Origin of the sequence: Ochrobactrum sp. P6BSIII, assembly GCF_014138065.1 — a bacterium.
In the GTDB taxonomy this organism is placed as follows: Bacteria; Pseudomonadota; Alphaproteobacteria; order Rhizobiales; family Rhizobiaceae; genus Brucella.
This window is the reverse complement of the sequence record NZ_JACGXB010000002.1, coordinates 352,149-368,187: the sequence shown is the minus strand read 5'-3', so window position 1 is coordinate 368,187 and position 16,039 is coordinate 352,149. Positions and strand designations below refer to the sequence as shown.

Here is a 16,039-nt window from a genome sequence, read left to right as displayed (position 1 = left end):
CATGATACTCAGCGAATTGTTGGACTATGAAACCCTTCGCATCATCTGGTGGGTACTGCTCGGCGTGCTGCTGATCGGCTTTGCCGCGATGGACGGGTTTGATCTGGGCGTGGATATCCTGATGCCGCTCGTCGGCAAAACGGATGTGGAGCGCCGCGTTATCATCAACACGATCGGCCCGGTCTGGGAAGGCAATCAGGTCTGGCTGGTTCTGGGCGGCGGCGCTATTTTCGCTGCCTGGCCACCGCTTTATGCCGTGTCCTTCTCCGGCTTCTATCTGGCGATGTTCGTCATCCTCTTTGCCCTCATTCTGCGCCCAGTCGGTTTCAAATACCGCTCGAAGCGTGAGGGCAGGGCTTGGCGTCGGGGGTGGGACATTGCCCTGTTCATCGGCGGTTTTGTACCTGCGCTGATTTTTGGCGTCGCCGTCGGCAACGTGCTGCAGGGCGTACCCTTCCGTTTGGCCGATGATCTCCAGATCTTCTATGAAGGCACCTTCTTCGGCCTGCTCAACCCGTTTGCACTCATTTGCGGCGTGTTGTCGGTGACCATGCTTTCCATGCATGGCGCCTCCTGGCTGGTCCTGAAAACATCGGGAGAAATACAGCAGAGAGCACGGCGTTATGGCAGCATCGCTGCACTTCTGACGCTCGTTCTTTATGCTCTGGCGGGCGTTGCCAGCTGGTTCTGGGTGTCCGGCTACCGGATTACGAGCGCCATCGTCACCGATGGACCGTCCAATCCGCTGCGCAAGACGGTGGAACTGGATCACAGCGCATGGTTCAGCAACTATGCGAACTATCCGATCCTGCTGATCGCTCCGGCGCTTGGCATTCTGGGCGCGATTGCAGTGTTTCTGACACTGCGTGGCGGTCGTGAAGTCGCTCCACTTCTGCTCGGCAAGCTCACGATCTTCGGCATCATTTCGTCGGTCGGCGTCTCGATGTTCCCGTTCATTCTACCGTCTTCGCTCGATCCTCGGGCAAGCCTGACGGTTTGGGACTCGTCTTCCAGTCATATGACGCTGTTCATCATGCTGGTCGTGACCCTGATCTTCCTGCCGATCATCGTTGCCTACACCTCCTGGGTCTACAGAGTGCTGTGGGGCAAGGTGGAAAAGGAAATGATCGAGGACGAGAGCAACCACGCTTATTGATTGGGCTGCGGGCGGCCTTGTCCGTCCGCGCCTTTCAATCCAAGAAAGGAAAGCAATATGTGGTATTTTTCCTGGCTTCTGGGCCTGCCGCTCGCCGCAGCTTTCGCTGTGCTCAATGCCATGTGGTACGAGCTGATGGATGACCGTGCCCGCAAGCGTCTTGCAGCCGATCCGACTGCAGATCTGGCGCGCCAAGGCACGAAGCATCATTAGACAAAAGAAAACGGCCCGGAAACGGGCCGTTTTTTAATGGCTGATGTTGGCGTTAGGCCGATGGTATCGAGAGTTCCGCCACGAAATCATAGGCGTCGCCACGATAAAGCGATTTGGTGAATTCCACCGCACGGCCTGACGCGAGATAGGAAATCCGCTCGATAGACAATCCTGCATCGCCAGCCTTGACGCCAAGTATCCGCGCATCGGGATCCTTGATGTTGCAGGCGGATATGCGCTGCACCGCGCGAACCGGGCGAAAGCCGGTCCGTCCCAGTTCAGCATAGAGCGAGCCCTGTACGGCATTGGGGTCTGGCAAAACTTCACTCGACAAGGTGGCGCGTTCGATAGCCAGCGGCAGATCGCTTGCCATACGCAAACGGCCAAGCCGGGCAACGCGGGTTTCCGATGAAACGCCAAGCTTCATCATTTCCTCGGGCGACGGATAATAGAGACCGCGCTCCAGCCATTTGGATTGGGTGGCAATGCCGCGCCGCGCCATGTCTTCGGTAAAAGACGTCAGCATGGAAAGCGACTGCTGCACACGCTCGCTGGGGCGAACGACAAAGGTGCCAGAGCCATGGCGGCGCACCAGCAGTCCCGATTTGACGAGATCATCCACTGCCTTGCGCACGGTCACCCGGCTGATATTGGCATATTCTGCAATGTCGCGTTCAGGTGGTAGGGCCTCTCCGTCAGCCAGATGACCGGCACGAATCGCGGCTTCCAGCGACTGGCGCAACTGCATGTAGAGCGGTCCCGCGCCTGAAGAGGGGCCAGTGCCCTGAAGATTCTTGGGTAGGAAGGCGCTGAAATTGCCGCTCATGCATGCGCCTCATTCATCTTGTGGCCATAGCGCTTGAGCGCGAGTTGCAAGGCTCCGGTCAAGGCATCGGCTGCCGGTGGAACAATGAGCTTCTGATGGCTGGCCGGGAGCCACTCCACATAAAGCGGCGCCATGCCACCCAACAGACTGATCCGCTCCGCACCTTGCGCGATTAACATATCCAGCGTTTCACTGACATAGCCTGCGGAACGCTCCAGAAGCATACGCGCAGTCTCATCGCCATTGGCTGCATATTGGAAAACACGTGGGGCATATTTGCCGAAATCACCGGGCTTCGCCGTCCAGGCAAATTCAACCAGATTGTCGGGATTATTGCTGAACTCGTCGAGAACATCCGTTGTCAGACGGCTGCGGGGGTGAATGCCGTCATGCACCAGCAGGCATTCTTGCAGCAGGCTTTGGCCAAGCCGCGCACCGCTGCCAAGATCGCTGAGCGGAAAACCCCACCCGCCGACCGAATGTATCCGGTCCTGCTGGCGGACGATATAGGCCGTGCCGGTGCCAAGAATGGCAACGATGCCGTCCTGATCACCAAGCGCACCTTGCAATGCGATGAGGCCGTCGAACTCGACATTGGCATGGGCAAAGGGGAGGCCGCCTTCAATCGGCAGTCCGGCGCCTACGACATTGCCGCCAGCAAGGCCGAGGACCGCGTGGCTTTCACCGTAATGGCACTGGTCCAGCCCGGCATCGGCAAAGGCATTGTCGATGGCTGCGCGTACATTGACGAGCGAAGTATGCGGATCGGTGACAATATTGGCCGATCCGCTGCGTCCCGTTCCCAGAATCGCACCGTTGCCATCTGCCACTACAGCGCGACATCCGGTGCCGCCGCCATCCACGCCAATGAAAAACTCTGCCATGAAGATACCTCCAACTTGAAGATACCAAAAAAATACCATTAACCAAGCAGATTCAGCGAAGCGGAGAAAAATTGATTAATGTGTTGATAAAATAAGGTAAATTATCTTGCTTCCAATTTTTATGCGAGAATTTCGTAAACTTCGCTGGACAATTGGTACGTTTTTGGCATTAAATTCACTCAAAGGGGAGCGCAATGCCGCCAGGGGTCGCCAAAGCTTGTTGACAGGCGAGGGCCGCGCGGAAATGGGATGGAGCAAAGACCGGCGTAGCCGGCACTTATCCCGGACCGTGATGAGCCATCGTCATCAACGTGGTGTATCGCAATGGACAGGCGTATCTCGCCTCTTTTGTGCGTCTGCGTTCAAAAAAACGGGAGAAGGTCAAATGGTTCGCAATACCTTGAAATTCATGCTGCTGGGTTCGACGTTGCTGGCGTCGGGTTCTGCCGCATTGGCTCAGGACGTCACGCTGACAGTTGAAAGCTGGCGTAACGACGATCTGCAGATCTGGCAGGAAAAGATCATTCCAGCCTTTGAAGCCAAGAATCCTGGCATCAAGATCAATTTCGCGCCAAGCGCGCCGACGGAATATAACGCCGCTCTCAATGCCAAGCTGGATGCTGGTTCGGGCGGCGATCTTATTTCGTGCCGTCCTTTCGACACCTCGCTGGAACTGTTCAACAAGGGCAAACTTGCCGATCTCACCGACCTCGAAGGCATGAAGAACTTCTCCGACGTCGCCAAGTCCGCATGGACCACCGACGACGGCAAGAAGGCTTTCTGCGTGCCGATGGCTTCGGTTATTCACGGCTTCATCTATAATCAGGAAGCCTTTGACAAGCTTGGCCTGAAGGCACCGGCGACCGAAGCCGAGTTCTTCGCGATGCTCGACAAGATCAAGGCTGACGGCACCTATATCCCGATGGCCATGGGCACCAAGGATATGTGGGAAGCCGCAACCATGGGCTACCAGAATATCGGCCCGACCTATTGGAAGGGTGAAGAAGGCCGCAAGGCGCTTATCGCCGGTACGGAAAAACTGACCGACGAACCGTGGGTTGAGCCGTTCAAGGTTCTCGCCAAGTGGAAGGATTATCTGGGCGACGGTTTCGAAGCGCAGACCTACCCGGACAGCCAGAACCTCTTCACGCTGGGCCGCGCCGCGATCTATCCGGCTGGTTCGTGGGAAATTGGCCTGTTCAACACGCAGGCGCAGTTCAAGATGGGCGCATTCCCGCCGCCGGTGAAGAATGCCGGCGACAGCTGCTACATCTCGGATCATAACGATATCGGTCTTGGCCTCAACGCTTCGAGCAAGAATGCCGAACAGGCCAAGGTGTTCCTCAACTGGGTCGCTTCGCCGGAATTTGCGGAAATCTACGCCAATGCGCTGCCGGGCTTCTTCAGCTTGAACTCGACGGCAGTGAAGATGTCCGATCCGCTGGCGCAGGAATTCGTATCCTGGCGCGAAAAGTGCAAGCCGACCATCCGCTCGACCTACCAGATCCTGTCGCGTGGCACGCCGAACCTGGAAAACGAAACCTGGGTTCAGTCGGCTAACGTTATCAACGGCACCGTAACGCCGGAAGATGCCGCCAAGAAGCTGCAGGAAGGCCTGGACAGCTGGTACAAGCCAGCCAAGTAAAGCGATAGTGCACGGGCGGCTTTGCGACAGCGCAGGGCCGCCCGTGTGCATTTTCGATGCCGAACAGACCTACCGGATAGTCTTGCGGGCAGTTTTTCTTTCGCGCGATGCGCGATCCGTGTCAGTCTCACGGCGATAGAAAGTTCGTAAGAACCGCATAAGCCGAAGAACAGCGAGTGTTGATGAGCCAGTCTGCCAACCTGCCAATCATTGAGCAAAAACGCCCGAGGCGGTGGCACATTCTTGTGTTTCTGCTGCCTTGCGTGCTGGTTTATACCGCCGTCATGGTGCTTCCGCTGATCGAGACATTGCGGCAAGCGTTTTTCAATGTCGTTGACGGGCAGCGCGTCTTTGTCGGATTTGCCAATTTCCAGACGCTTTTCGGCGATGCCAACTGGTCACGCGATTTCTGGAATGCTTTGAAGAACAACGTTATATTCTTCTGTATTCACATGCTGGTTCAAAATCCGATCGGCATTTTGCTGGCGGCCATGCTGTCGCTGCCGAGACTGCGTTTCGCAGCCTTCTACCGCACCGCGATCTTTCTGCCGACGCTACTGTCCTTCGTGATTGTCGGCTTCATCTGGAAGCTGATCCTGTCACCGATCTGGGGCGTTGCACCATGGATGATGGATCTGGTGGGCATGAAATGGGCCTTTGGACCATGGCTCGGCAAGGCCGAAACCGCACTTGTGACGGTGTCGCTCGTCTCGGTCTGGCAGTTCGTCGGTATTCCGATGATGCTGATCTATGCGGCGCTGCTCAACATTCCCGATGAAATCATCGAAGCTGCCGAATGCGACGGCATTACGGGCTGGAGCCAGTTCTGGAAGATCAAGCTGCCGCTTATCCTGCCGTCGATTGGCCTGATCTCGGTCATGACCTTCGTTGCCAATTTTAACGCGTTCGACCTTGTTTATTCGATGCAGGGCGCACTCGCGGGGCCAGACAAGGCGACCGATATTCTGGGCACGTTCCTGTACCGCACCTTCTTCGGCTTCCAGCTTCAGCTAGGCAATCCGTCCATGGGCGCCACCATCGCGGCCGTGATGTTCCTCATCATCCTCGCCGGTGTGTCGCTCTATCTGTTCGGCATCCAGCGTCGCATGCGCCGCTATCAGTTCTGAGGAGCGAGAAATCATGTCGAAAGCACGCACTTCGCCCCTCCGCACAACATTCGTTCATGCGGCGCTGATCATCTATATGCTTGTCGCCGTCTTTCCGGTGGCGCTGACGCTGATCAATTCCTTCAAGGACCGCAATGCGATTTTCCGCACGCCGCTGCAGTTTCCGACACCGGAAAGCTTTAGCCTCATCGGTTATGAGACGGTGCTGAAGCAGGGCTCGTTCCTGACCTATTTCCAGAACAGCGCCATCGTTACAGTGGCGAGCATCTTCTTTGTCATCCTGTTTGGCGCAATGGCAGCCTTTGCGCTGTCGGAATATCGCTTCAAGGGTAACACGCTGATGGGGCTTTATCTGGCCATCGGCATCATGATCCCGATCCGTCTTGGTACGGTTGCATTGTTGCAGGGCATGGTCGCGGTGGGACTGGTCAACAGTCTGACCTCGCTGATCCTCGTCTATACAGCCCAAGGCTTGCCGCTTGCGATCTTCATCCTGTCCGAATTCATGCGAACCGTGTCCGACGATTTGAAGAATGCCGGGCGAATAGACGGCATGTCGGAATATGCGATCTTCTTCAAGCTGGTGCTGCCGCTGATCCGTCCAGCCATGGCAACGGTTGCCGTCTTCACCATGATCCCGATCTGGAACGATCTCTGGTTCCCGCTGATCCTCGCGCCAAGCGAAGCCACCAAGACGGTGACACTGGGTTCGCAGCTGTTCATCGGTCAGTTCGTCACCAACTGGAATGCGGTTCTGTCGGCGCTTTCGCTGGCCATGTTCCCGATCCTCGTCCTCTACGTCATTTTCTCGCGGCAACTGATCCGCGGCATCACAGCCGGAGCTGTAAAATGAGTTCAGATACAACAACCGCCCCGGCCCAAATCGCTCCGGCCCCGATCGCCCCGGTACGCGTGCTTTCGGCAGGTCTTGGCAATATGGGCCGCAGCCATGCGCTGGCCTATCATCGCAATCCGGGCTTTGAAGTCGTTGGTCTGGTCAACCGGACCAAGGTTGCGGTGCCAGACGAGCTGGCAGGCTATGAAATTCATCCATCCTTTCACGAGGCTTTGGCTGAACTGAAACCGGATATGGCATGCATCGCCACTTATTCGGAAAGCCATGCCGATTATGCCGTGGCTGCAATGGAGCAGGGCGCGCATGTCTTTGTCGAAAAGCCGCTGGCAACGACCGTGGAAGACGCACGCCGGGTCATCGACTGTGCGCGGGCCAACGGACGCAAGCTCGTCATCGGTTATATCTTGCGCCATCATCCGTCCTGGATGCGGCTGATTTCTGAAGCGCGACAGCTCGGCGGTCCTTACGTTTTCCGCATGAACCTGAACCAGCAGTCCAGCGGCGCGACCTGGGAAACGCATAAGAACCTGATGAACACCACATCGCCGATTGTCGATTGCGGCGTGCATTATGTCGATGTCATGTGCCAGATCACCGATGCAAAGCCGGTGGAAGTGCGCGGCATGGGCCTGCGTCTTTCCAATGAGATCAAGCCGGATATGTATAATTACGGTCATCTGCAGGTGTTGTTCGATGACGGCACGATTGGCTGGTATGAAGCGGGCTGGGGTCCGATGATGTCTGAAACCGCCTTCTTCGTGAAGGATGTTATCTCGCCAAATGGCTGCGTTTCCATCGTCATGAACGAGGCTGTGACCAAGTCTGACGACGTAGATGCGCACACAAAAACCTCGACCATTCGCATCCATCGCGCTGAACGCGGTGCGGACGGGAAGTTCCTGAAGCCGGATACGGATCTTTCCATGTCCGATGAGCCGGGCCATCAGGAATTGTGTGAACGCGAACAGGCTTACATGCTGAAAGCCATTCGCGAGGATATCGATCTCAACCGCCATATGGACGATGCGTTGCAATCGCTGCGTATCTGTCTCGCCGCTGACGAAAGCGTGCGTCTTGGCCAGCCGGTAAAACTGTAAGGGATTTTTGACTGTGGGATCGCTGCTACTCAAGTCGATAAATAAGAGCTACGGTTCGCAGGCTGTTCTGAAGGATATCAATCTGGAAGTTCGCGACGGCGAGTTCATCATTTTCGTGGGGCCTTCCGGTTGCGGTAAGTCCACGCTGCTGCGTTCGATTGCTGGTCTGGAAGATGTGTCTTCGGGTCAGGTGCTGATCAACGACAAGGATGTGACTGTGACGCCGCCGTCAAAGCGCGGCATTGCGATGGTGTTCCAGTCTTATGCGCTTTATCCGCATCTGACCGTGAAGGACAATATGGGCCTTGGTCTGAAACAATCTGGTGCTCCGAAGGAGCAGATTGAAAGCCGCGTTACGCGCGCTTCGTCCATGCTGTCGCTTGATCCTTATCTGGCGAGACGTCCGGCGGAACTGTCGGGCGGCCAGCGCCAGCGCGTCGCCATCGGTCGCGCACTTGTGCGTGACCCGGAACTGTTCTTGTTTGACGAACCCTTGTCCAACCTCGACGCCGCCTTGCGCGTGCAGACGCGTCTGGAAATTGCCAAGCTGCATCGCGAGCTGAAGGCAACGATGATCTACGTCACCCACGATCAGGTGGAGGCAATGACGCTTGCCGACCGTATCGTGGTGCTGAATGCAGGCCGTATCGAACAGATTGGTTCGCCAATGGAGCTATATAACAAGCCTGATAATCTGTTCGTGGCAGGCTTCATCGGCTCACCACAGATGAATTTCATCGACGCCGACCGTATCGGTGAAACGGGTGCGACGATCATCGGCATTCGCCCAGAACATCTTGGCGTCAGCCGCGAAAGCGGCAAATGGAAAGGCAAGGTCATCCACGCCGAGCATCTCGGCGCCGATACCATCCTTTATGTCGAAACCGAGGGGGCAGGTCTCATCACTGTCCGCCTGTTCGGCGAGCACCATTACACGGAAGATGACATCATCTTCGTGTCGCCGGAAGCGGACAAGACACATCGCTTTAACGATGACGGCAAGGCCATCCGCTAGGATGAAATTCGAGTGCACCGCTTATCGTTATTGAGCGGTGCACTTCATATTATTCCACTCGATCCAGCTTCCAGTATTTGCATTTTTCGAACCGCTTTCGTGACGGAGCCCAGACGTCGGTTTCACCATCTTCCGTCATACCAAGCTTGCGAAGCAGTTCATGTGACGCTGCATTGGCTAGCTGCGCTCCAGCCCTGACACTTGTCGCATTCAGTTTCGAGAATGCGAAATCAAGAGCGCCGCTCGCTGCTTCAAAGCCATAACCATTGCCTTGAAAATTTTCACCGATCCAGTAACCAAGTTCGAAGCTCCGACCAGGGTTGTCTTCGGCTGCGATTTTTATCCAACCAATGATCGTCCCTGTATGTTTCTCGATGACAATACCGGGAAAAGCCTTTCCCTCTTTTGCTGCGGCGCGGTTCGCCAGGAGTATTTTTTCGCATTGATCGGGTGTCAGGGGAAAAGGCCAGGAAGCAACCCACTTGCTGATCTCGGGACTCATCAACGCGCTCAATAAAGACGCATCCAGAACGCGGCAGCAGCGAATGATCAGGCGTTGTGTCTCATAGCTTTCGTTGTGCATATCTGAAATTGCTCTGGCAATCATATTAATTACCCCGCTCACTGGCGCCAGCTTCAGTGCTTCGAGGCGTGAAGGCAAGCGGAATCGTCCCGTCATTGCGAAGCGTCGTCAGCTGCTTTCCGAGTTTTTAAATTTTATTTTTGCTGTATCAAACTTCCACAAATGAACTGACTTGGCTTGTACAGTACCATTTAGTACTCCTTTGCAGTCTGTCTGAAAGTAATAATCTTGCGTAAGGGTCGCATATTCATTGCAAAAAATATGATACTAAAATCAGATAATTAAGTAAATTTCTTTGACGGCATTAACGAGACTTCCATGTTTAAACGGTGCTTTCCGTTTTTAAATGGCGCTAGTGATAGAAAAATAATCTTGCTTTATTTTGAGAGCCGTATCACCCTGAATGACAGTGAAATCGGAGGAGGAAAACCGGCTTCACGTCGCATGGGAGGAATGCGGTCAATCTGTGTTTGAAAGGCCATCCGGAAACCGGATTTCGAAGAAGCCTGTCCACCGGAACCAAACAGAATTCCACCCGTTCGACATTCAATGCCAGTTTTGCCAGGCCAGTTGCTTGGCCCATTGCGAGGTATGCCCGCATGAGCGACGATGTCGTACTATCCCTGCATGTTCCTGAACCGGAATGGCGGCCCGGCGATGCGCCGGATTTCTCCCATGTCAAAATCCCTCGCGCGGGCAGTGTCAGAAGACCGGAAATAGACGAAAAGCCGGAAGCGATGCGCGATCTCGCTTTCAGCATTATTCGTGTGTTGAACCGGGAAGGTGAGGCGGTCGGTCCGTGGGCCGGAACGCTTACCGATGACGAGCTGAAAGACGGCCTGCGACACATGATGATCCTGCGGGCCTATGATGCGCGCATGATGATGGCGCAGCGTCAAGGCAAGACGTCGTTCTATATGCAACATCTGGGCGAAGAGGCTGTGAGCTGCGCTTTCAGAAAGGCGCTGCGCAAGGGTGATATGAATTTCCCGACCTATCGGCAGGCGGGGCTCTTGATCGCCGATGATTATCCGCTCGTCACCATGATGAACCAGATTTTCTCCAATGAGCAGGACCCGCTGAAAGGCCGCCAGCTTCCGGTGATGTATTCCTCGAAAGAGCACGGCTTTTTCACGATTTCCGGTAACCTTGCGACGCAATATACGCAGGCTGTCGGTTGGGCGATGGCCTCTGCAATAAGCCACGATACCAAGATCGCGGCTGCATGGATTGGCGACGGCTCGACAGCCGAAAGTGATTTTCACGCCGCGCTCGTGTTCGCCTCGACCTACAAGGCGCCAGTGGTGATGAATATCGTCAACAACCAGTGGGCGATTTCGACATTTCAGGGCATTGCGCGCGGCGGCTCCGGCACTTTCGCGGCCCGTGGGCATGGCTTCGGCATTCCGTCGCTGCGCGTTGACGGCAATGATTATCTGGCCGTTCACGCCGTGGCGAAATGGGCGGTGGAGCGCGCACGGCGCAATCTCGGTCCCACAATCATCGAATATGTGACCTATCGCGCTGGCGGGCATTCCACTTCGGATGATCCTTCCGCCTATCGCCCCAAGGCGGAAAGCGATGCGTGGCCGCTTGGCGATCCGATCTTGCGCCTGAAGAACTATCTGATCCTGCGCGGCGTCTGGTCGGAAGACCGCCACAAGCAGGCGGAAGCGGAAGTGATGGACCTTGTCGTCAGCGCGCAGCGCGAGGCGGAAGCCATCGGCACCCTGCATGACGGGCGCAAGCCTTCCATGCGCGACATGTTCGAGGATGTCTACGCTGAAACGCCGCCGCATCTTGTTCGCCAGCGTCAGGAAGCGGGGTTCTGATCCATGACCAAGATGACTATGCCCAGAATGACCATGATCGAGGCGATCCAGAACGCCCACGACATTGCCATGGAGCGCGACAATAATGTGGTCGTGTTCGGTGAGGATGTCGGCTATTTCGGCGGCGTGTTTCGCTGCACCGCCGGTTTGCAGAAGAAGTACGGCAAAGAGCGCTGTTTCGATGCGCCAATCAGCGAGCTTGGCATTGTTGGCACCGCAATCGGCATGGCCGCTTACGGCTTGCGCCCCTGCATTGAAGTGCAGTTCGCCGATTATGTCTATCCGGCCTATGACCAGATCGTCTCCGAAGCCGCTCGTCTGCGCTATCGCTCGGCGGGCGAGTTCACATGCCCCATCGTGATCCGAATGCCATCCGGCGGCGGTATTTATGGCGGGCAGACGCACAGCCAAAGCCCGGAAGCGCTTTTCACCCACGTGTCGGGCTTGAAGACGGTGATGCCGTCCACGCCAGCGGACGCCAAGGGCTTGCTGCTTGCAGCGATTGAAGATCCCGATCCGGTGATCATATTCGAGCCGAAGCGGCTTTATAACGGCCCCTTTGATGGCCATCACGACAAGCCGGTCACGTCCTGGAAAAAGCACGATCTCGGCGAAGTCCCGGAAGGCTATTACACGGTTCCGCTTGGAAAGGCCGCTATTCGCCGTGAAGGCAGCGCCGTGACGGTTCTGGCCTATGGCACGATGGTGCATGTGGCGCTGGCCGCCGCGGAAGAAACCGGCGTTGATGCCGAGATTATCGATCTGCGCACCCTTTTGCCGCTCGATACCGAGACCATCATGGCTTCAGTGCGTAAGACTGGCCGTTGCGTCATCGTGCATGAAGCAACGCTGACCTGCGGTTATGGTGCGGAACTTGCCGCGCTCGTGCAGCGTGACTGCTTCTATCACCTCGAAGCGCCAGTCATCCGCGTGACGGGTTGGGACACGCCTTATCCGCATGCACAGGAATGGGCCTATTTTCCCGGTCCTGATCGTGTCGGTCGCGCACTCGTGTCGATCATGGAAGCGTGAGGGGAGACAACATGGCTCATTTTACAATCAAACTCCCCGATGTTGGCGAAGGCGTTGCCGAGGCCGAGCTAGTCGAATGGCATGTGAAGGTTGGCGATATCATTCGCGAGGATGATCTTCTGGCCGCTGTCATGACCGACAAGGCGACGGTGGAAATCCCGTCGTCGCGCGCGGGCAAAGTCATCGCGATCAATGGCGAAGTGGGTGAAAAAATCGCCGTCGGTTCCGAACTGGTGCGGCTTGAAATCGAGGGCGCATCCGGCGCAGCCGAGGAAGTAAAGGCTGAAGAGCCCGCGCATACACCGATAGCGATCGAAGCGCCAAAGCCGCAGGCACCGGAAGTGCCGGTCTTGTTGCAGACGCCCGTTCCACCGAAGCCGGCAGCACCCAAGCATGAATCTTCGACCCGGGCTTTTGCGGGCGCTGGCCCCGTGCGGGCGGAAGGTGAAAAGCCTCTGGCCACGCCGTCGGTTCGGCTGCGCGCGCGCGATGCGGGCGTTGATCTCAGGCGTGTTCGCGGAACCGGACCTGCCGGGCGCATCACACATGAAGATCTGGACGCGTTCTTCGAGACCGAAAGCGGTGCTGCAACGGCTCTGTCCGGCTATGCTGCCGATACATCTATCAACGAGATCAAGGTGATAGGACTTCGGCGCAAGATTGCCGAGCGCATGGCGGAAACAAAACGCCATATTCCGCATATCACCATTGTTGAGGAAGTCGACGTCACGCAGCTTGAAGAGCTGCGCAGCGGCCTCAACAATGAGAAGAAGGAAGGGCGTCCGCGCCTGACGCTGCTGCCATTCGTTATTCGCGCCATCGTCAAGGCAGTGAAAGAACAGCCGGGCCTGAATGCCCATTTCGACGATGAAGCCGATATCATCCGTCAATTCGGCGGTGTGCATGTGGGCATTGCCACGCAGACATCGAATGGCTTGATCGTCCCCGTGGTGCGTCACGCCGAAAGCATGACCGTCTTTGCGGCGGCTTCCGAGTTGTCGCGTGTGACCGATGCCGCCCGCAATGGAACGGCAAAGCGGGAAGAGCTGAGCGGTTCCACCATCACCATCACGTCGCTTGGACCGCTTGGCGCAATTGCCACGACACCGATTATCAATCGGCCGGAAGTCGCGATTGTCGGCATCAACAAGATTGCCGTGCGCCCGATGTGGGACGGAACCCAGTTCGTGCCACGCAAGATGATGAACCTTTCATGCAGCTTCGATCATCGGGTGATCGACGGTTGGGACGCGGCTGTCTTTGTGCAGAAGCTGAAAAGCCTCATCGAAACGCCTGCGATGATCTTTGTGGAAGGCTGAACTTATGAGTGAGATTAACTGCAAACTTCTGATCATCGGTGGTGGTCCCGGCGGCTATGTCTGCGGCATTCGGGCGGGACAGCTCGGCATTGATACCGTGCTCGTGGAGCGTAAGCGTCTCGGTGGCACCTGCCTCAATGTCGGTTGCATTCCGTCCAAGGCGCTGATCCACGCCGCAGATGAATTCCATCGTCTGACCGCCTTTGCCACCAAGGGCGCGCTTGGCATTACCGCGCAAAATCCAGCCATAGACTTTGTCAAAACACTTGAATGGAAAGACGGTATCGTCAATCGACTGAATAGTGGTGTGGCCGGGCTGTTGAAACGGTCGCGTGTGCGCATGTTTCAAGGGCAGGCGCGGTTCATGGACGGCAAGACGGTGCTGGTCGATACAGATACAGGCCGCCAGACCATTCATGCGGAAAATATAGTTATCGCCACCGGCTCCGTGCCGGTTGAAATCGAGGCGCTGCCCTTCGGTGGCAATATCATTTCGTCCACGGAAGCCCTGTCACTGGGTGCCATACCGGAAAAACTGGCTGTGGTGGGCGGTGGTTATATCGGGCTCGAAATCGGCACGGCCTATGCGAAGCTCGGTTCCAAAGTCACTGTCGTCGAGGCGACCGACCGTATCCTGCCGCAATATGATGCGGAGCTAACGCGGCCTGTCATGGCACGCCTGAAGGCGCTTGGCGTGGAGGTGTTGACCGGCACATCGGCCAAGGGTCTGACCGGAGACGGAAAGGCACTGGAAGTGCTGGCGGTTGACGGCGCCACCAAGCGCATCGAAGCTGACAAGGTGCTGGTGACGGTCGGACGCAAACCGCAGACCGATGGTTGGGGCTTGAGTGAAATCCGGCTCGATATGGATGGGCGTTTCATCCGCATCGATGATCGCTGCCGCACATCAATGCGTGGTGTCTATGCAATCGGCGATGTCACGGGAGAACCGATGCTGGCGCATCGCGCCATGGCGCAGGGTGAGATGGTTGCCGAGATCATCGCAGGCGGCAAGCAGGCCTGGGACAAGCGCTGCATTCCGGCGGTCTGCTTCACCGATCCGGAAATCGTGACCGTGGGCCTGCTGCCCGATGAGGCACGCAAGGCAGGTCACAACACGCAGATTGGCATTTTCCCATTTCAGGCCAATGGCCGTGCCATGACGGTTGAACGGGAAGACGGCTTTATTCGTGTGGTGGCCCGCGCGGACAATCATGTCATTCTGGGCATTCAGGCGGTTGGTGTTGGTATTTCCGAGCTGTCATCAGCCTTTGCGCAAGCCGTTGAAATGGGCGCACGTCTCGAGGACATTGCAGGGACAATCCATGCACATCCGACCTTGGGCGAGGGCTTTGCCGAGGCAAGCATGAAGGCGCTTGGCCACGCCTTGCATGCTTAAGATTTGGATTTGCGCTCGTAACGCCAGACGAACACCGCAGCCCCGGCAACCATGGCTGCGAGCGCAAACCAGGTGATTGCATAGGACAGGTGGCTGTTGCGGAAGGATACGACCGTCAGCCCGCCAACCGGTTGATTGCCGGGATTGGACTTGGCATCCGCATCGATGAAATAGGGGGCGACAGTGCCGAGGTTCTCCTTCGCTGCGAAAGCTGCGACATCACGAGAGTTCCAGCTATTTTTTGCCGGGTCGTTGGGCCGCAGGAAAAAACCATCTGGCTCCGGCATACGCAGAAGACCAGTCACCGTTGTTTCGCCAGCGATCTGTGTTTCAGGGCGGGCTGATAGATCGCGCTTGTCGCTCGGCACAAAACCGCGATTGATATAGGTCAGCGAACCATCCGCAGTGCGCAGCGGCGTCAGTACCCAATAGCCGGCTCCACGCTCTGTCAGCGCATGCACCAGCACTTCCTTATCGTTCAGATAGGTGCCGGTGATGGTGACATGACGATATTCATCGTCCTTCTGATTGATATTGGCCCAGTCGTCCTTGCCGGGTGCTGCCACGGGTTCAGCATGGACGCGAGCATCCACGCGAGCGATCAGGTCGAGCTTCCATTGCAGGCGCTCAATCTGCCAGATGCCAAGGCCGACAAACAGCGCGAAAAACAGGCTGGCCAGTACCGCCATGAAACCGAGAAAGAAACCGGACTTTTTCTTCTGATCGTTTCCATCGGCTTCGGTGGTCATCGCACATTCCTGAATTTATTGATGTTAGTGGATTGAATTTGACGTTTGAATCCCGACTGACATATATGCTGTTTCAAACGTCAAATTCGAAAAATCCACTAGATACATATACTTGCTAGTGGTCTTTATGATTACAACATTTGTTCAGCGCTTGAACCGCGGGATGCAAATGTTGGAAGCAGACCACTAGAGCAATGCTCTCTCATAAACCAGTCATGTGGATTTAGAAAGTTTGGGCTGGATAAAATAACAGCGCCAGCAGGCCGGGAATGGCGAGTGGCGCTGATAGCAAACCGACATAATATT

Annotated in this window: 15 protein-coding genes; 11 read left to right on the top strand and 4 right to left on the bottom strand. The window is 56.3% G+C overall.

Annotation, left to right across the window (positions count from 1 at the left end):
• Nucleotide 1: 1 nt before the first annotated feature.
• Together cydB and cydX are read left to right on the top strand one after the other, a co-directional pair.
• Nucleotides 2-1,156 (top strand): cytochrome d ubiquinol oxidase subunit II, encoded by a 1,155-nt coding sequence (gene cydB / locus FHW00_RS04070; RefSeq protein ID WP_113533456.1) that lies wholly within the window; start codon nucleotides 2-4, stop codon nucleotides 1,154-1,156.
• A gap of 57 nt (nucleotides 1,157-1,213) precedes the next feature.
• Nucleotides 1,214-1,369 (top strand): cytochrome bd-I oxidase subunit CydX, encoded by a 156-nt coding sequence (gene cydX / locus FHW00_RS04065; RefSeq protein WP_078337005.1) that lies wholly within the window; start codon nucleotides 1,214-1,216, stop codon nucleotides 1,367-1,369.
• A gap of 52 nt (nucleotides 1,370-1,421) precedes the next feature.
• Here cydX and FHW00_RS04060 read toward each other — a convergent pair whose 3' ends face one another.
• A complete protein-coding gene (locus FHW00_RS04060; protein WP_078337004.1) occupies nucleotides 1,422-2,195 on the bottom strand; it encodes a GntR family transcriptional regulator in 774 nt (257 codons plus the stop codon).
• Nucleotides 2,192-3,079: an N-acetylglucosamine kinase gene (locus tag FHW00_RS04055; protein WP_078337003.1), complete on the bottom strand. Its 888-nt coding sequence runs from the start codon at nucleotides 3,077-3,079 to the stop codon at nucleotides 2,192-2,194. The genes FHW00_RS04060 and FHW00_RS04055 overlap by 4 nt, the downstream gene beginning before the upstream one ends.
• A gap of 385 nt (nucleotides 3,080-3,464) precedes the next feature.
• Between FHW00_RS04055 and FHW00_RS04050 the strand changes: the two genes are divergently transcribed.
• The 5 genes from FHW00_RS04050 (at nucleotide 3,465) to FHW00_RS04030 (ending at nucleotide 8,819) form a co-directional block, all read left to right on the top strand.
• On the top strand, nucleotides 3,465-4,724 hold the full coding sequence (locus FHW00_RS04050; protein ID WP_078337002.1) for an ABC transporter substrate-binding protein: 1,260 nt from the start codon (nucleotides 3,465-3,467) through the stop codon (nucleotides 4,722-4,724).
• A 182-nt stretch (nucleotides 4,725-4,906) separates the two neighbouring features.
• Nucleotides 4,907-5,851, top strand: a complete 945-nt coding sequence (locus tag FHW00_RS04045; RefSeq protein WP_078337001.1) for a carbohydrate ABC transporter permease — start codon at nucleotides 4,907-4,909, stop codon at nucleotides 5,849-5,851.
• A gap of 13 nt (nucleotides 5,852-5,864) precedes the next feature.
• Complete coding sequence (locus FHW00_RS04040; RefSeq protein WP_078337000.1) at nucleotides 5,865-6,704, top strand: carbohydrate ABC transporter permease; 840 nt, start codon at nucleotides 5,865-5,867, stop codon at nucleotides 6,702-6,704.
• Entirely contained in the window at nucleotides 6,701-7,804 is a 1,104-nt protein-coding gene (locus tag FHW00_RS04035) for a Gfo/Idh/MocA family protein (protein ID WP_078336999.1), read from the top strand. The genes FHW00_RS04040 and FHW00_RS04035 overlap by 4 nt, the downstream gene beginning before the upstream one ends.
• A 13-nt stretch (nucleotides 7,805-7,817) precedes the next feature.
• A complete protein-coding gene (locus tag FHW00_RS04030; RefSeq protein ID WP_078336998.1) occupies nucleotides 7,818-8,819 on the top strand; it encodes an ABC transporter ATP-binding protein in 1,002 nt (333 codons plus the stop codon).
• A gap of 49 nt (nucleotides 8,820-8,868) precedes the next feature.
• Here FHW00_RS04030 and FHW00_RS04025 read toward each other — a convergent pair whose 3' ends face one another.
• On the bottom strand, nucleotides 8,869-9,498 hold the full coding sequence (locus tag FHW00_RS04025) for a GNAT family N-acetyltransferase (RefSeq protein ID WP_078336997.1): 630 nt from the start codon (nucleotides 9,496-9,498) through the stop codon (nucleotides 8,869-8,871).
• Nucleotides 9,499-10,001: 503 nt separating this feature from the next.
• Between FHW00_RS04025 and FHW00_RS04020 the strand changes: the two genes are divergently transcribed.
• The 4 genes from FHW00_RS04020 to lpdA are packed head-to-tail and all read left to right on the top strand — an operon-like array spanning nucleotide 10,002 to nucleotide 14,984.
• Complete coding sequence (locus tag FHW00_RS04020) at nucleotides 10,002-11,234, top strand: 3-methyl-2-oxobutanoate dehydrogenase (2-methylpropanoyl-transferring) subunit alpha (protein ID WP_078337087.1); 1,233 nt, start codon at nucleotides 10,002-10,004, stop codon at nucleotides 11,232-11,234.
• Nucleotides 11,235-11,252: 18 nt separating this feature from the next.
• Nucleotides 11,253-12,266, top strand: coding sequence for an alpha-ketoacid dehydrogenase subunit beta (locus FHW00_RS04015; RefSeq protein WP_078337086.1), 1,014 nt, complete (start codon nucleotides 11,253-11,255; stop codon nucleotides 12,264-12,266).
• 11 nt (nucleotides 12,267-12,277) lie between these two features.
• Entirely contained in the window at nucleotides 12,278-13,585 is a 1,308-nt protein-coding gene (locus FHW00_RS04010) for a dihydrolipoamide acetyltransferase family protein (RefSeq protein WP_078336996.1), read from the top strand.
• A 4-nt stretch (nucleotides 13,586-13,589) separates the two neighbouring features.
• Complete coding sequence (lpdA, locus tag FHW00_RS04005) at nucleotides 13,590-14,984, top strand: dihydrolipoyl dehydrogenase (protein ID WP_078336995.1); 1,395 nt, start codon at nucleotides 13,590-13,592, stop codon at nucleotides 14,982-14,984.
• On the opposite strand, the gene FHW00_RS04000 is transcribed toward lpdA, so the two are convergent.
• Entirely contained in the window at nucleotides 14,981-15,733 is a 753-nt protein-coding gene (locus FHW00_RS04000; RefSeq protein WP_445557854.1) for an SURF1 family protein, read from the bottom strand. The two genes, lpdA and FHW00_RS04000, sit on opposite strands and share 4 nt — an antisense overlap.
• Nucleotides 15,734-16,039: the final 306 nt, after the last annotated feature.